This is a genomic window from Acinetobacter sp. V116_7 (assembly GCF_056735735.1).
Genome location: NZ_JBWZIF010000012.1, coordinates 196,306 through 211,862 on the forward strand (window position 1 = coordinate 196,306; position 15,557 = coordinate 211,862).

13 protein-coding genes and 1 pseudogene are annotated in these 15,557 nt (G+C 38.5%); 10 read left to right on the plus strand and 4 right to left on the minus strand.

The annotated features are described in order from the left end of the window. Positions 1 to 9 precede the first annotated feature (9 nt). The 8 genes from AC1PJP_RS03555 to glmS all read left to right on the plus strand — a co-directional run bounded on the left by AC1PJP_RS03555 (position 10) and on the right by glmS (position 8,271). Entirely contained in the window at positions 10 to 1,317 is a 1,308-nt protein-coding gene (locus AC1PJP_RS03555) for a hypothetical protein (RefSeq protein WP_479766536.1), read from the plus strand. A 239-nt stretch (positions 1,318 to 1,556) separates the two neighbouring features. Then, positions 1,557 to 2,678, plus strand: coding sequence for a bifunctional 3,4-dihydroxy-2-butanone-4-phosphate synthase/GTP cyclohydrolase II (gene ribBA, locus AC1PJP_RS03560; RefSeq protein ID WP_003654193.1), 1,122 nt, complete (start codon positions 1,557 to 1,559; stop codon positions 2,676 to 2,678). Positions 2,679 to 2,689: 11 nt separating this feature from the next. Continuing rightward, positions 2,690 to 3,160, plus strand: a complete 471-nt coding sequence (gene ribH, locus AC1PJP_RS03565) for a 6,7-dimethyl-8-ribityllumazine synthase (protein WP_002119264.1) — start codon at positions 2,690 to 2,692, stop codon at positions 3,158 to 3,160. Between the two features lie 3 nt (positions 3,161 to 3,163). After that, entirely contained in the window at positions 3,164 to 3,613 is a 450-nt protein-coding gene (gene nusB / locus AC1PJP_RS03570) for a transcription antitermination factor NusB (protein WP_004790142.1), read from the plus strand. Between the two features lie 16 nt (positions 3,614 to 3,629). Then, positions 3,630 to 4,547, plus strand: a complete 918-nt coding sequence (gene thiL, locus AC1PJP_RS03575) for a thiamine-phosphate kinase (RefSeq protein WP_013196560.1) — start codon at positions 3,630 to 3,632, stop codon at positions 4,545 to 4,547. Continuing rightward, positions 4,525 to 5,040, plus strand: coding sequence for a phosphatidylglycerophosphatase A family protein (locus tag AC1PJP_RS03580; protein ID WP_013196559.1), 516 nt, complete (start codon positions 4,525 to 4,527; stop codon positions 5,038 to 5,040). Before thiL ends, AC1PJP_RS03580 begins: the two co-directional genes overlap by 23 nt. Positions 5,041 to 5,055: 15 nt before the next feature. Then, complete coding sequence (gene glmU, locus AC1PJP_RS03585; RefSeq protein WP_250375007.1) at positions 5,056 to 6,420, plus strand: bifunctional UDP-N-acetylglucosamine diphosphorylase/glucosamine-1-phosphate N-acetyltransferase GlmU; 1,365 nt, start codon at positions 5,056 to 5,058, stop codon at positions 6,418 to 6,420. A 12-nt stretch (positions 6,421 to 6,432) separates the two neighbouring features. Continuing rightward, positions 6,433 to 8,271: a glutamine--fructose-6-phosphate transaminase (isomerizing) gene (gene glmS / locus AC1PJP_RS03590; protein WP_479766537.1), complete on the plus strand. Its 1,839-nt coding sequence runs from the start codon at positions 6,433 to 6,435 to the stop codon at positions 8,269 to 8,271. Positions 8,272 to 8,509: 238 nt separating this feature from the next. On the opposite strand, the pseudogene AC1PJP_RS03595 reads toward glmS, so the two are convergent. Then, positions 8,510 to 8,804, minus strand: a pseudogene (locus AC1PJP_RS03595) (hypothetical protein). A gap of 1,196 nt (positions 8,805 to 10,000) precedes the next feature. Here AC1PJP_RS03595 and AC1PJP_RS03600 point away from each other — a divergent pair. Continuing rightward, complete coding sequence (locus AC1PJP_RS03600; RefSeq protein WP_005300475.1) at positions 10,001 to 11,221, plus strand: hypothetical protein; 1,221 nt, start codon at positions 10,001 to 10,003, stop codon at positions 11,219 to 11,221. 186 nt (positions 11,222 to 11,407) lie between these two features. Further along, on the plus strand, positions 11,408 to 12,031 hold the full coding sequence (locus AC1PJP_RS03605) for a LysE family translocator (RefSeq protein ID WP_479766538.1): 624 nt from the start codon (positions 11,408 to 11,410) through the stop codon (positions 12,029 to 12,031). Here AC1PJP_RS03605 and murI read toward each other — a convergent pair. The 3 genes from murI to AC1PJP_RS03620 form a co-directional block, all read right to left on the minus strand. Continuing rightward, a complete protein-coding gene (gene murI, locus AC1PJP_RS03610) occupies positions 12,018 to 12,818 on the minus strand; it encodes a glutamate racemase (protein WP_479766539.1) in 801 nt (266 codons plus the stop codon). The two genes, AC1PJP_RS03605 and murI, sit on opposite strands and share 14 nt — an antisense overlap. A 23-nt stretch (positions 12,819 to 12,841) precedes the next feature. After that, complete coding sequence (locus AC1PJP_RS03615; protein WP_479766553.1) at positions 12,842 to 13,480, minus strand: HAD family hydrolase; 639 nt, start codon at positions 13,478 to 13,480, stop codon at positions 12,842 to 12,844. A gap of 88 nt (positions 13,481 to 13,568) precedes the next feature. Beyond that, positions 13,569 to 15,395 carry a DUF885 domain-containing protein gene (locus AC1PJP_RS03620; RefSeq protein ID WP_479766540.1) on the minus strand — a complete coding sequence of 609 codons (1,827 nt, stop codon included), beginning with the start codon at positions 15,393 to 15,395 and terminating at the stop codon, positions 13,569 to 13,571. Positions 15,396 to 15,557 lie beyond the last annotated feature (162 nt).

The following is a 15,557-nucleotide window of genomic DNA, read 5'->3' on the forward strand; positions in this document are numbered from 1 at the left end:
TCAATATAATTGCCTTGGAAGTTTAACTTGATTGCGCCTAGACAAGGGCTATTTGCTAGCCTACTGATCGTTAGTTTTGCATTGCATACCTTTTTAATGGTGATTGCAACGACACACCAGCTCAATGAAAACCGTGCGAGTCAAGGTCAGCTCATGACCAGTCAACTCGTTGCAGATAGCTTATCTGAGCTAGAACCTGCCAATACGGTGTCTTTAGCTCTGATTGCTAATCGCTATGCGACCAATCCAAGCGTTGCGTCTATTCGCATTCTTGATGCCAACAAACAAGTGCTGGCAACGAGTGGAATTTCAAAAACTCGCCAAGGTGAGATTTTTGCTCGCGATGCTCTGCAAAATGAAAAGAAAGTGGGCTCTATTGAAATTACGCTGATTCAACCAAGTGTTGGTGAAATTCTGCGTACTCAATGGCTAGCAATTTTAGCTTCTCTGTTTTTGCATGTTTTATTATGGCTTGCCTATCGCGCGATTGCTCGCCCAACCCGTAGCGAATATTTGGCACGTATTAACGAAGAAAACCGCTTAAAACATGAAATTCAGCAGTTAACTCAGGCATTGGCTTTAGAAAAACAAAATACAGTAACGTTGGTTGCTCAAGCTCAACAACAAGCGAAAGGTAAACCAGCGGCTCGTCCTCAACCAGAGAAAACAGCAGATTCAGCTGACCAACATATGTTGGCACTCAATATTCAGTTTTATGATCCTAAACAGTTATTAAGCAGTGTTAACCAATCGGTATCTGTTCCGTACTTTAAACTCTGTCAGCTCTTTTTAAACAAGAGTATTGAGTTATGCGTGAAGCATTACCAGTTAAAGTTAGCGGACATTGAAGTCGTAAATGAATTTAATGCTGACGGCGCTACACTTGCGATTTCAACCTCGCATACTCACGCTGTAGAGTGTCTGCTTATGGTTGGAACCGTATTCCAGTTGCTCTCTGACGTTTTATATAAACGTTATCGCGAAGATAAACGCTTTGCGCTGCAAACTCGTAGTGCAACATGTAATGCTGTGGAAGCAATGCAAATTGATGCGAAAGAAGCTGCTCAACGTTTAGCACAGCATCTTCATGCGAAAGAATCTGCTTTATATCTTGAGAATGATCAACTCAAGGCAATTCAAGACAGCTATCAACTTGTTGCAATGCCAAACCCAAGCAATGTCATGACTCGTCATGCATTTATGATCAATGGCATGAATGCAGAGTGCGCTGAACTTGCTCAAAATATTCGCACTGAGATTTTGATGGGAAAAAAATCAATCCCACAAAATGATAGTCCAAGCAGTGCAGCTTCATAAAAAATAACTGCGCATATCAGAACCTAGCCTTTTGGCTAGGTTTTTTTATTTAAATTCATTGTTTTTATTTTAAATTATTCCATTTTCTTATGATTTATTTGTATAAATAAAGCTGGATCTATTCTATCTGGTTGCAAAGTTGGATAAATCAGAATCATAGGCAAAATTCTCTAAACAGCGTAAACTATGCAAAATTTATTAAATAGAAATTGTCTAACGACAAAAAAAGGTGAGAGCGAATGCCGCTGAGTCGTGTTGAAGATCTTGTCGCCGATATTCGTGCAGGCAAAATGGTTATCTTGATGGATGACGAAGATCGCGAAAATGAAGGTGATCTTGTCATTGCAGCAACGCATGTTCGTCCTGAAGATATTAACTTCATGATTACCCATGCACGTGGTCTAGTTTGCTTAACGTTAAGCCGTGAGCGCTGTAAGCAGTTAAACCTTCCGTTGATGGTTGACCAAAACGGTGCTCAGCATAGTACAAACTTTACCTTATCAATCGAAGCCGCTGAAGGTATTACAACTGGTATTTCAGCAGCAGAGCGTGCACATACAATTCAAGCTGCTGTCGCAGCGCATGCAAAGCCAAGTGATATTGTACAACCGGGCCATATTTTCCCGTTAATGGCACAACCAGGCGGTGTTCTACATCGTGCAGGTCATACCGAAGCAGGCTGTGATTTAACACGATTAGCAGGTCTTGAACCAGCTTCTGTCATTTGTGAAATCATCAATGAAGATGGCACAATGGCGCGCCGTGCAGATTTAGAAATTTTTGCCGAGAAGCATGGCTTAAAAATTGGTACAATTGCGGACTTGATTCACTACCGCATGACCAATGAGCAAACGGTTGAACGTCTGGATCAAAAAACGATTCAAACAGAATATGGTTCATTTGAACTCTATCGTTATCGTGAGATTGGTAACCCGGACATCCATTTGGCTTTAGTCAAAGGCGAGCCAAAAGAAGGTGTTACAACAGTACGTGTACATGGTTTCAGTCCAATTCGCGATTTACTTAAGCTCAATAAAGCTGATGGTGAACCTGCGTGGAATCTAGACCGTGCACTACAGACAATTGCAGCGAGTGATCGCGGTGTTTTAGTCTGGATCGGGCAAGATCATTTGCAAGACTTGGGACCAGCGTTGGATGATTTAAATAAACCAAAACCGGTGAAATCCAATGCAGCACTTTCACACCAATATCAAACCATTGGTGTAGGCGCTCAAATTTTGCGTGACTTAGGTGTTGAAAAAATGAAGCTTCTTAGCTCACCATTACGTTTCAATGCTTTATCTGGCTTTAATTTAGAAGTAGTGGAATATGTCACTGCTGATCAAATCACAACGAAATAATCGAGGTTGCTATGGCAATTCGCCGTATTGAAGGTTTATTACATCTCGCAAGCGAAGGTCGTTATGCGATTTTAGTGGGTCGTTTCAACAGTTTTGTTGTTGAACACTTATTGGATGGTGCAATCGACACATTAAAACGTCATGGTGTAAATGAAGATAACATTACTGTTATTCATGCTCCTGGCGCATGGGAACTCCCGATTGTTGCTAAAAAATTAGCTACATCAAATCAATTTGATGCAATCATCGCACTTGGCGCAGTTATTCGTGGTAGCACACCACACTTTGACTTCGTTGCTGGTGAATGTGCAAAAGGTTTAGGTGTAGTCGCGTTAGAAAGCAGCTTGCCTGTCATCAATGGTGTATTAACTACTGATAGCATCGAGCAAGCCATCGAACGTTCAGGTACAAAAGCAGGAAACAAAGGTAGCGAAGCTGCTTTAACTGCAATTGAAATGGTTAATTTATTAAAGGCAATTTAAAGCATGTCTCAAACACTGCAAGCCGCTTATGCAGCAAAACGCAAAGCACGTCGTTTTGCTGTACAAGGTATTTATGAGTGGCAAATGAGTCACAATCCTGTACATGAAATCGAAGCACGTACTCGTGCTGAAAATGCCATGCACAAGGTAGACTTAAATTACTATCACGAACTACTAACGCAAGTGATTGCACTGCGCGACGATCTTGATGCATTACTCATTCCGGTACTTGACCGTGAACTTAGTGCACTTGATGGCGTTGAGCTCGCAACCTTACGTTTAGGTGCTTATGAGTTACGTGATCATTTAGAAGTACCTTATCGTGTAGTTCTTGATGAAGCCATTGAACTCGCCAAACACTTTGGTGGAGCAGATAGCCATAAATACATTAATGGCGTTTTAGATCGTTTAAGTTCAACACTACGTAGTGCTGAAAAACAACAAGCAAACTAATAGGTTTGAAGTTGATATGGCTGAGTTTTCTATTATTGACCAATACTTTAACAGACAATCTTACACAGATGTCACCTTAGGTATTGGAGATGACTCAGCCTTAATCACCCCTCCCCAAAATCAACAATTGGTGATCTGTGCAGATACGCTAGTTGCTGGTCGTCACTTTCCTCTTAATACCTCTGCGCATGCAATTGGCTGGAAAAGTGTGGCTGTAAATCTTTCAGATATTGCTGCCATGGGTGCTAAACCCCATAGTATTTTACTTGCGTTAAGTCTCCCTACCATTGACCATGAATGGCTTGAAGGATTCAGTCAGGGAATCTATGACTGCTGTAATCAATTTGGTGTTGCTCTCATTGGTGGAGATACGACCCAAGGTCCACATCTGACCATTACTGTCACGGCTATGGGCTGGATTGAAGCTGGACAAGCGGTGTTACGTTCGGGCGCAAAAGTCGGAGACTATGTGTGTGTGAGCGGTCAAGTTGGAGATGCAGCATATGGTTTACAACACCTAGGTCATCCATTACAAAAAAGACTAGACTACCCGACGCCACGTTGTCAGCTTGGACAACAGTTAAAGGGCCTTGCTTCTAGCATGATTGATATTTCTGATGGATTAGCCCAAGATTTAGGCCATATTTTAAAAGCTTCAAAGGTCGGTGCCCGATTATTTTTAGAAAAGTTACCGATTGATTCAACGCTAGAGAAACTACCAGAACAGCAGCGTTGGCAATATGCGCTAGCTGGTGGTGATGACTACGAATTATGTTTTACAATAACACCGCAAAATTATGAAAAACTTTTGCAAAAACAACTAGACATTAAGTTTACAATGATCGGACAGATCGTTGAGCAAACACAACTAACTTTTGAGCATTTGGGTTCGGATTACCCATTGCAAATTCATGGATACCAACACTTTGCATAAGCCGCCGATTCATTTTAAAGACATGTCTTGGTTCAACCGCTGCATCGTTTTCTGTGGAGTTGGTTTCGGATCTGGTCTCGCACCTAAAGCCCCTGGTACTTTTGGCTCTGCTTTTGCCCTACTCTTCGTTCCGATCTGGTTATCGCTTGGATTTAACTTAAGCTTAATCGCGATAATTATCATGTCCTTGGTCGGGATTTATATCTGTGGTCAAACTGCGAAAGTCATAAATGTACACGATGATGGTCGAATTGTGTGGGATGAATTTGCAGGGCAATCTATTACCTTTCTTCCTCTCATTTACTTACAACAAATGAACTGGATGTGGGTGATCGTCGGCTTCATATTATTTCGAATTTTCGATGTTTGGAAACCTTGGCCTATCCGTGTTATTGATCGTCAAGTGCATGGTGGTTTTGGTATTATGCTTGACGATATTATTGCCGGTGTATGGGCTGCTCTTTGTACACTAATTATTATCCATTTGACTTAATCATTAGAGTTATTCATGTCAACTACCGTCATTATTCTTGCTGCTGGTAAAGGAACGCGTATGCGTTCTCAGCTTCCTAAAGTATTACAACCTTTAGCGGGTCGCCCACTATTAGGGCATGTCATTGAAACAGCAAAACAATTACAAGCTAAAAATATTATTACGATTTATGGTCATGGTGGTGACCGCGTACAACAAACATTTGCCCAAGAAAATGTTCAATGGGTTGAGCAAGCTGAACAACTTGGTACAGGTCATGCAGTACAAATGACCTTACCTGTACTTCCTAAAGAAGGTGTTTCACTGATTTTATCAGGCGATGTACCATGTATTAATGCAAATACGTTGCAAAAATTATTAGATGCATCGACTCAGACAGGAATTGGCTTAGTTACGCTTACTGTAGATGATGCAACAGGTTATGGCCGTATTGTGCGCCAAAATGGCAAAATTCAAGCCATTGTTGAACATAAAGATGCAAACGAAGCACAACGCCAAATTAAAGAATTCAATACAGGCATTTACTGTGTGAGCAACGCAAAACTCCATGAGTGGTTGCCTAAACTTTCAAATGAAAATGCACAGGGTGAATATTACCTAACTGACATCGTTGCAATGGCAATTGCAGATGGCTTAGAAGTTGCCTCTGTTGAACCAGAGCTTGCTTTTGAAGTTGAAGGGGTTAATGACCGCTTACAACTTGCAGCTTTAGAACGCCAGTTCCAACAAGAGCAAGTCAAAAAGCTTATGCAGCAAGGTGTAATGTTCTTTGACCCTGCACGCTTTGATTTACGTGGTTCTGTAAAAGTTGGACAAGACGTTCGTATTGACATCAATGTTATTATTGAAGGTGAATGTGAGCTTGGTGATTTTGTAGAAATCGGCGCTGGCTGTATTTTAAAGAACACCAAAATTGCAGCAGGCACTAAAGTTCAGGCCTATAGCGTTTTTGATGGCGCAGTTGTAGGTGAAAATGCTCAAATTGGACCATTTGCACGCTTACGCCCAGGGGCTAAATTGGCAAATGAAGTGCATATTGGCAACTTTGTTGAAGTTAAAAACACATCGATTGGACTAGGTAGTAAAGCTAACCATTTCACATACTTAGGTGATGCAGAAATCGGTGCTGAATCAAATATTGGGGCAGGTACTATTACTTGTAATTACGACGGTGCAAATAAACACAAAACCACTATTGGCGATGCCGTTTTTATCGGTTCTAATAGCTCGCTGGTTGCTCCGGTGACCATTGGGAATGGCGCAACAGTTGGTGCGGGTTCTGTGATTACGAAAGATGTAGCCGAACAAAGTCTCTCCTTTGAACGTGCGCAACAAATTTCAAAAGCAAATTATCAACGTCCCCAAAAGGTTAAAAAATAAGAGGATTGAAGTATGTGTGGTATCGTCGGAGGCGTTGCAGAGCGTTGTGTAACCGAGATTTTAATTGAAGGTTTAAAACGTCTTGAATACCGCGGTTATGATTCTGCGGGTGTTGCTTTACTGAATAACCAACAAATTTTACGTGAGCGTCGTGTAGGTAAAGTTATTAATCTTGCCGATGCAGTTGCTGAACACCAGCTTACAGGGGCTATCGGGATTGCGCATACCCGTTGGGCAACACATGGTAAACCAACTGAAAATAATGCTCACCCACATATGTCGGGTAAGGTTGCTGTTGTACATAACGGTATCATTGAAAACTACCAAGAATTAAAAGACGACCTTCAAGCTTTAGGTTACGTTTTTACTTCTCAAACAGATACTGAAGTCGTTGCACACTTAGTTGCTGAAGCTCTAAAAAGCACAGATAGCCTTTTAGATGCTGTTGAAACTGTTGTACCTCAGCTTAAAGGTGCTTACGCGCTAGGTATTATCCACAGCGATTATCCAGATGAACTCATTACTGTACGTGAAGGTTCACCTTTAGTCATTGGTGTAGGTATTGGTGAAAACTTTATTAGTTCAGACCAACTTGCACTTTTACCAGTGACTAACCGCTTTATGTACCTAGAAGAAGGCGATATTGCACGTCTTACTCGCACTTCAATTGAAGTATTCGCAAACGGCGAGCGCGTTGAACGTCCAGTACGAGAGCTTGATGCAACCGTAAGCAGTGCATCAAAAGGTGAATACAAGCACTACATGCTCAAAGAAATTTATGAGCAACCAGAAGCAATCAAGCAAACGATTTCTCAAGCACTTGATGGCAATAGTTTACGTGATGATTTCTTGAAAAATGCTGATGCAGATTTCAACAAAATTCAAAGCGTACAAATCATTGCTTGTGGTACAAGTTACCACTCAGGAATGATTGCGAAATATTGGTTTGAACAACTAATTGGCGTGCCGTGCCAAGTTGAAATCGCAAGTGAATTCCGCTATCGCACCCCTGTAATTGTTGAAAATACACTTTATATTTGTATTTCACAGTCAGGTGAAACTGCTGATACTTTAGCTGCACTACGTGAAACTCAAAAGCGTGCGAAAGCAAACAATATCGATATTCAGACTTTGACTATCTGTAACGTTGCTACGTCTTCAATGGTTCGTGAAACTGATCATCACTTATTGACTCTTGCTGGTCCTGAAATTGGTGTTGCATCAACTAAAGCGTTTACGACTCAGCTCGCTGCGCTTATGTTGTTAATCTTGAAAATTGGTCAAGTGAAACAACGTATTAGCCCTGCTCTTCTTGAAGAAATTACACGTGAGCTATGGCACAGCCCGAAAGTTATTCTTGATACGCTTAAACATGATTCAGAAATTTTGCGTTTGTCTGAATTATTCGTTGAAAAAAATCACTGCTTATTCTTAGGCCGTGGTACGAATTATCCAATCGCATTAGAAGGCGCATTAAAGCTTAAAGAAATTTCATATATTCACGCAGAAGGCTATGCTGCTGGTGAGTTAAAACACGGTCCATTAGCACTTGTTGATACTGAAATGCCAATCGTGATTCTAGCTCCAAATGATGAAATGCTTGATAAGCTAAAATCAAATATGGAAGAAGTTCAGGCACGTGGTGGTGAATTATTTGTTTTCGCGGATGAAAATAGCGGAATCAGTGAAAAAGACCGTCAACACGTTGTACATATTCCAGCAGTAAACGAATGGTTAGCTCCAATTGTTTATAGCGTACCAGTTCAGCTATTGTCTTATCACGTTGCTGTATTACGTGGTACAGACGTTGACCAGCCACGTAACTTGGCGAAGTCAGTAACTGTAGAGTAATTCAAAAAAGATCATTATTAAGGCATCCCCTGCTTTAATAACTGATTGATTAAGCCCGATATGTGTAAGTGCATATCGGGCTTTTTTATTGCCTTCATACCGCTACACAGAGGCTTTCCCACGAAAGAAAACCGAGTTTGATAGTAGAGAAATCCCCTAGGACCCTATGTCACAATGGACTTTTACTTTTGCGCTGATTTAAAGTTTGAGAGATCATTGCGACACAGAGATAAAGGAGCTAAGCGAACTTAGCCCATTCCATTTTTGTCGCAGCGTTGAATGCTGCTAAACAAATTAGGGGCAAAGTCCTGTGGGAGATCAGGACTTTGCAAACTGGCATGTTTTAAACGTTGTACAATTTGAGGCGAATACGCCTGTGCAAGCTGTTGGCAAACACAATTACAACTGGCTTGCATGTGTTCACCTGACAAGCAAATTCTTTTAAATTCCTGCTGAGCATTGGCATCATCATTTGTAATACTGTAAGCACCGACCACAAGGTTTAAAAACAATATAAATTTATGAAGTTTCATATTATTCTCATGATTATTTATATCTTTAAATAAAACAGAAATATTATTCGCTTAAATATTAAAATAATTTTTTAAATAATAATTAATCCTCCCACAAAAAATAGGAAAATAAAATAATTAAGATTTTAAAATAAAAATAATTTATAAATTTAAAAAATCAGGTTAAAGAAACCCAAATTTTAAATAAATAAAATAGTTAAATAAGAGAGAAAATGAGTTTAAATTGTGGCATGGCCAACTCCTTAAAAATGGAGTCCTACCACCAAATCACCGTCAATTGATTAGGGTGGCAGAACGAAAGAGGGTTAGCAGACTGACCTAGCGACCAGCACGCGCGAACGCGTCCCCCTTCCGCCCTACCATAGAGAAAAAGGGGGCACAAAGGTTCCACATGGGAAATACTCAGAAAGTATAACCCATTCGCTAGGATACGGTCTGCTAAAACCGACTGGCAATGTAGGCCAGCAACGAAATCATAATTGGTATAATAAAGAACGTCAATTTATTTTAATGAAAAAGTTTAAATATAATAATTTTATTCATATTTAAATAATATTATTGTCTTTATTATATTTGCGGATTTTAATTAAATTTAAAATAAAAACTTGGGTTGTATATATTTAGTTAATAAAATAAATTGATCGTTAATTTTAATTTAACAGTTTATATAAATATATAAGATGAGAAAAAGCGAGACATAGAAACAACTTATAGAAAGCACTTACTCCAAAGATGCTGCGCCCCACCTCTTACCATCTTTTTGAGAGCTTATTTTTAAGCTTTTACAGGTGAATGCTGTCCTAATCCTAGGCCGTCAACATCTTTCTATATTGCATAGTACAGACGTTAACCAACAGCCTAACTTGGCTAAATCAGTAACCGTTAAGTAATTTAAAAGTATTTCGTTATCAAAGCATTCATAACTTTGATAACTCATCTATTAAAAAACTAGATATGTCTTTGAAATACATATTGGACTTTTTTATTGTGTTCTTATAGCTCTAAAGTATAGTCTCATGCTTTTATTAAGAAATTCTAATAAATACAATAAAATCAAAATGTTAAATACAAAAACCAACAAAAACACTTGGATTTATATGTGAAAAATTATGGTATAAATCACGCTTCGAAATTTACTTGATAACTATTAATTTCGACTATTACAAAAACTTTCTAATTATAAGGAGCGACATATCATGGCTAATGGCTTTCCAGAAGGAAACTTTAGAATCGTTAACAAAGAAACAGGTGCATGTATTTCAAGTTTGTATGGTGGTCAAACCCATGGTGTACAAGATGCAGTAACTGCGCGTGGTGAAACGGGTAAGTTAGCTTACTCTCATACAAATGACCGTGAATTTACGGTACATGACAAGGTTAAAAATATAGACGAAGAGCTTTGGTATTTTGACAGTAGTGCAGACAGTTGGGGTCACAGAGTGAATATGCTTTATAACAAAGTTAAAGATATCCGTTCTCGTTGGGTGCTCGGTGCTCATGTTAAGACAAATGCGGTTGCATATAAATTATTAGACAAAGACTTAGAACATTTCCTTAGTCTTTTGCCAAAACAAGATGAAGAAACACTAGCCCATTTACAAACAAGTGAAGGTCTTGATATTGTTCGTTTATTAAAAACATTTATTCATAGTAACGGCGAAGAAACAATTAAATCCGAACTCATTGGCAAACTTGATGAAACTAAGCTGAATGATTCTTTAAATACGGTACTGGCTCATAATTCAATTCGTAGCATCGAACACAAGTTCCATGAATATGCTAAATCTCCGTTTCTAGGTTTAGATATTCCTGAACTTAAAAATTTGTCTGTGAATCCTTTCGCTCAGCATAATGAACAACTTTATAAGATCATTCTTGCCGCGGTGCAATTAGATGTCTTGGATCAAAAAGATTGGACTTCAAGGTCAGAGTTCCGATTGCATTTACACCATCAAAATATTGATACTCTTCTAAAAAAAATCAAGAAAGAGAGCATTCATGAGCTTCATGCAAAAGTATTTAAAGAATATGAAAATACTCAAGACCTTAAAAAAGAAGCCGTAAAAGTTCTTTTAGAGCTTAGAAAAACTCTAGATTTACATACGAATGAAAAAAATATGGATACGGTCAAAAAGATTTTGCAGACAGGTTTACAGTCAAATGAGTCTTTTGAACAACTCCAAACCGCATTAAACAGTACCAATGGTAAAGAAATAAAACCAATTAATTGGCATAGTGGCCGTGTTTTCTTGCAAGGTGCGGGTCGCCAGTACCAAACTAAGTGGGCATTTGAAGATGGTTATATCTTTGTGGAAGGCCAACCAGATGCTGTACTGACACATACTTGGGGTTCATCTGTAGGTATTAGTCAACGATCTAATGACCCAAAACAGCGCTGGGAACTTAAAAGTGCTTAATAGACAGTGACTCTAAAAGCTAAATAAGCTTATTTTCAATCATCCAAAGAATTTAAATCATTCTTTGGATGATTTTTAGTTTTATAGAAATAAATCTGCTTATAAAATTGAAATACTTATAAATTTCTTATACTTTAAATTGTTTAAAATTCATTCAAAAAATAGTAACAATAAGATAGGTCAAACATGATTTCTTTAGAGCTTTTCATTACCTTTTTAATTACTACAATTATTTTTGCTTATATTCCGGGCCCAGCAATGTTGTATACCGCTGCACAGACGCTTTCTCGCGGCAGAAAATCTGGTTTGATGGCAGCATTTGGAATTTTCTTAGGAGGTTGTTTTCATATCATCGCGGCCTCTTTAGGCTTAACGACTATCTTTCAAATTATTCCAAAACTCTATGATATTATTAAAATTTTAGGTGCTTTGTATTTAGTTTGGTTAGGCATTAAGTTAATTAGATCGACCTCATCCCCTACTATTCAGCAAAATGTTGAAAATGGTCAGTTATCTTTGAAGCAGAGCATTTTGGTCGAAGTTTTAAACCCTAAAACCGCTATTTTTTATATCGCCTTTTTACCCCAATTCATTAATACCTCATTAGATTTTCCAGTTTGGTCTCAGTTCATTATTTTAGGGCTGATTGTGAATCTGATCTTTGTTTCTGCTGATGTGGTTTGTGTGTTTTTAGCCAATTACATTAGCCAAAAATTAACTAAATCGAACAAGCCCCAAAAATCTATGTCCGTGATGGGTGGACTCATTTTTATGGGGCTTGGCGTTTTTCTTGGCTTTAAAAACCAGTAGTTTCTACAGGTAAATGCTTACCTAACAAAGAAAAAGTAACATCCGCAACTTCCAACGGGTCTGAACTGGTCCAAATAATATGATTTCCCTCATTTGGACTTTCAGAACTTAAATGATATTGATTAAGCTGCCGAATTAATTGCGCTGTTACAGCTTCCGAAGGCTCAATAATTTGTATATCACGACCTACAATTTCCTGAATCGTATCCGAGACAAAGGGGTAGTGCGTGCATCCTAAAATAATCGTATCGACTTTTTGCTCGACCAACGGCGCCAGAATATTTCTTAAATAATCCTTAACCTCCGCTGTATGCGCTTTACCTGTTTCAATTTTTTCAGCTAAGCCAATACACGGCACCAAAGACACTTTAATATCTTGCGCATACGTTTCAATTAAACTTTTTAAGTTTTTGCCCTTCACCGTGGTTGCCGTTGCCAAAACAGCAATATGCTTACTTTGAGTGATTGCCACTGCGGGTTTTACGGCCGGTTCTATTGCAATAAGTGGAACACTAATTTGTGCTCTGATTGTTTCAATCGCTACAGCCGTCATCGTATTACACGCAATCACGATCGCTTTGCATTTGCCATGAGTAACTAGGTTTGAAATTAAATGCGTGGTTCGTGAAACAATCCAGTCGCTTTCTTTGTCTCCATACGGGACATATTTCGAGTCAGCGAAATAGATAATATCTTCATTTGGAAGGGCCTGCCGAATGTGCTTAAAGAGAGACAACCCGCCTAAACCAGAATCAATCATTCCAATCGGGTTGTTATTGTTATTCATGGTTTATCCTGCATTTCATATATTTAGAAAAATTCTTTCATGGTTGCTAAGTCTGTTAGCACGACTTTGGGCTGAATGGTTTTTAATTTTTCAGCCGATGTATAACCCCAACCTACCGCAGCAAAATCAATACCTGCTTTATGTGCAGCTTCGCCATCCGTGGTTTGGTCGCCGACATAAATGGCTTGGTTTTTACTTACATCCAAAATGCTGAGAACATGCTTAATTCGTTTAGCTTTGCCAAATATAGACGAGCCACCATCAATATGGCTAAAAAGCTCACAGAGTTCTTTACCCAGTACATTTTGACAGTTTTCTTTAGAGTTTGAAGTAATAATTGCGAGCGTATACCCCTGCTTATGCAGTTCAATTAAGTGGTCCCGCATACCCTCAAACAGATGAATTTCTTCATCTCTATCTTTCATTAACCGAATAAAGTCTTTCGCAATCCAAGGCAGTTTCCACCGAGAAACATTCATCTCTTTCATAATTTCTCTAGGCGTAAGTTGTTTGTAGTACTCAATTTCGTGAAGGCTTACCGTTTTAAACTTATACTTTGCGGAAAGTTGATTTAAAACGTTTAGAAAAAAATGAAAGGAATCGACTAAAGTGCCATCTAAATCAAAAATAATCGCTTGATATTGTTTGAAGGTTTTTTCCATTTCTAATTTTAAAAGTATATTTTTCATTATTATATTATGTTTTTGAATCAGGTCCAAAGAGGACCTGACCTAAATTTCGAATTTTATTTTAAGCTGCCGCTTTTTGTTCCTTAATCCAATTTTTAATACGTGCATCCAATATATTTAAAGGCAATGTTCCTGCATTTAAAATCATGTCATGGAATGCTTTGATATCAAAACGGTCTCCAAGCTCATGCTTCGCTAACTCCCGTAGCTCTAAAATTTTGAGTTGTCCCATTTTGTATGCCAATGCTTGGGCAGGAATAGCAATATAGCGGTCTGCCTCTGCCTGAATATCAGGTTCATCTAAAGCAGAGTGATCTCTCATAAAATCAATCATTTGCTGACGGGTCCATTTTTTATAATGTACGCCAGTGTCCACCACTAAACGACAAGCGCGGAACAACTCGCTCGATAGTCTTCCATAGTCTGAAAGCGGATCTTTATAGAAACCAACGTCTTTACCCAATTGCTCGGCATAAAGTGCCCACCCTTCAATGTAGGCGGTGTCGTTGGGTTGCTTTCGGAACATCGGCAAATTTGGCAGGTTTTGGGCAATATCAATCTGCATATGGTGGCCGGGAATAGCCTCATGGTAAGCGGTCGCTTCCATTGATATTTTGGAACGTTCAGAGAAGTCTCCAGTATTCACATATACCTGTCCGGGGCGTGAACCATCAGGCGTGCCTTGGTGATACTCCGCACCTGCCGCTTCTTTTTCTCGATATTGCTCTACAGGCAAAACTTCGACTTTATTTTTGGGCAATAAACCAAAGAGCTTCGGTAACTCTGGTTGCATTTGGGCAATATACCCGCGATAAATCTCTAAAATTTCTTCACGAGATTTTGGGAAAACAGCTGGATTTGTTTTTAAAGATTGTTGGAAACTTTTTAAGTCATTGAAACCTTGTGCTTTGGCAATTTTAAGCATTTCCGCTTCAATACGAGCAACTTCTTTTAATCCGAGCTGATGAATAGTTTCAGGGCTTTCTGAGGTTGTCGTATTATCTTCTACATAAAAACGATAGAGCTCATCACCGTTTGGCAAGCTCCATATACCCTCGTGCTGTCGTCCATAGGGTAAGTAATCTTTCTGAATAAACGTGCCGAGTTTTTGATAAGCAGGGCGAACATTCTGATCTATGGCCTGTAGTATTTCACGGCTTAAACGCTCTTGTTCTGCTTTCGAAATGTTTTTTGGAAATTGCTTTAATGGAGAAGCAAACACGCTGTCTTTCCCTGCCGGAGTTGCAATGCTATCAACCTGCTTCACCACTTTTTCAAGTAAATATTTCGGTGGCATTAAACCATCTTTTTGTCCTTGTTTTGCTAACTGAATACCTTGATCAAGAATAAGTGGGATTTGTTTTAAACGAGCAATATAATCTTGATATTGCTTCGCATTATTAAATGGAATCGAACTAATAAATCCCGGAAATTGTAAATGTAGTCCCCACATTTGATTGAAAGGCATCTCATACAATTTCAAATCATAATTTTTAAGCGTCTCTTTCAACTGATAAATCATTAAATCTTTATTTAATTGATCAGTTGCTGAAAACCCTGTGCTATCGATTGCTTCAAAACGTTTTAAAAAAATTTGAGTAGTTTTTTTATCTTTCTCAATCTGATTTTTTGAAGACTCGGTCCATCGATCGTTGTAGCGTAAATCACCTAAAGTCGTTGCAGTTTCAGGGTTATTTTTCAAAGTATATTCCCATTGTTCTTGTAAAAGCTGGTTTAAAGCTTTCACCCGAACAGAGACATCACTGTTTTGTTTAGATTGTGATTTTTCGATGGTATTTGTATTTATTTCGGGGCTTGCAGCATTAGAAGAATGAGACATCCAAAATAAAACACTGATACAAGCAAAATGTAAGGTTCTGTTTTTCATTTAATTATCCAGAAATATTTAACGAAGTTTAAAATAAAGACAAAACAAATTACGTGCCAAGCAGCATATAAAATGGTGTAAAAATCGAGTATTTTTTAACTCAATGATTTTATAAATTAATTTTCTTTTTAATTAAATTATTTATAGTTGCTATCTTTATTC

Excerpts from the sequence above, each read along its gene's own strand:
- AC1PJP_RS03615 (WP_479766553.1), bottom strand. The coding sequence starts at position 13,480 with ATGGAAAAAACCTTCAAACAATATCAAGCGATTATTTTTGATTTAGAT.
- thiL (WP_013196560.1), top strand. The coding sequence starts at position 3,630 with ATGGCTGAGTTTTCTATTATTGACCAATACTTTAACAGACAATCTTAC.
- ribH (WP_002119264.1), top strand. The coding sequence starts at position 2,690 with ATGGCAATTCGCCGTATTGAAGGTTTATTACATCTCGCAAGCGAAGGT.
- glmU (WP_250375007.1), top strand. The coding sequence starts at position 5,056 with ATGTCAACTACCGTCATTATTCTTGCTGCTGGTAAAGGAACGCGTATG.
- AC1PJP_RS03600 (WP_005300475.1), top strand. The coding sequence starts at position 10,001 with ATGGCTAATGGCTTTCCAGAAGGAAACTTTAGAATCGTTAACAAAGAA.
- AC1PJP_RS03580 (WP_013196559.1), top strand. The coding sequence starts at position 4,525 with ATGGATACCAACACTTTGCATAAGCCGCCGATTCATTTTAAAGACATG.
- AC1PJP_RS03620 (WP_479766540.1), bottom strand. The coding sequence starts at position 15,395 with ATGAAAAACAGAACCTTACATTTTGCTTGTATCAGTGTTTTATTTTGG.
- glmS (WP_479766537.1), top strand. The coding sequence starts at position 6,433 with ATGTGTGGTATCGTCGGAGGCGTTGCAGAGCGTTGTGTAACCGAGATT.
- AC1PJP_RS03605 (WP_479766538.1), top strand. The coding sequence starts at position 11,408 with ATGATTTCTTTAGAGCTTTTCATTACCTTTTTAATTACTACAATTATT.
- ribBA (WP_003654193.1), top strand. The coding sequence starts at position 1,557 with ATGCCGCTGAGTCGTGTTGAAGATCTTGTCGCCGATATTCGTGCAGGC.
- nusB (WP_004790142.1), top strand. The coding sequence starts at position 3,164 with ATGTCTCAAACACTGCAAGCCGCTTATGCAGCAAAACGCAAAGCACGT.
- murI (WP_479766539.1), bottom strand. The coding sequence starts at position 12,818 with ATGAATAACAATAACAACCCGATTGGAATGATTGATTCTGGTTTAGGC.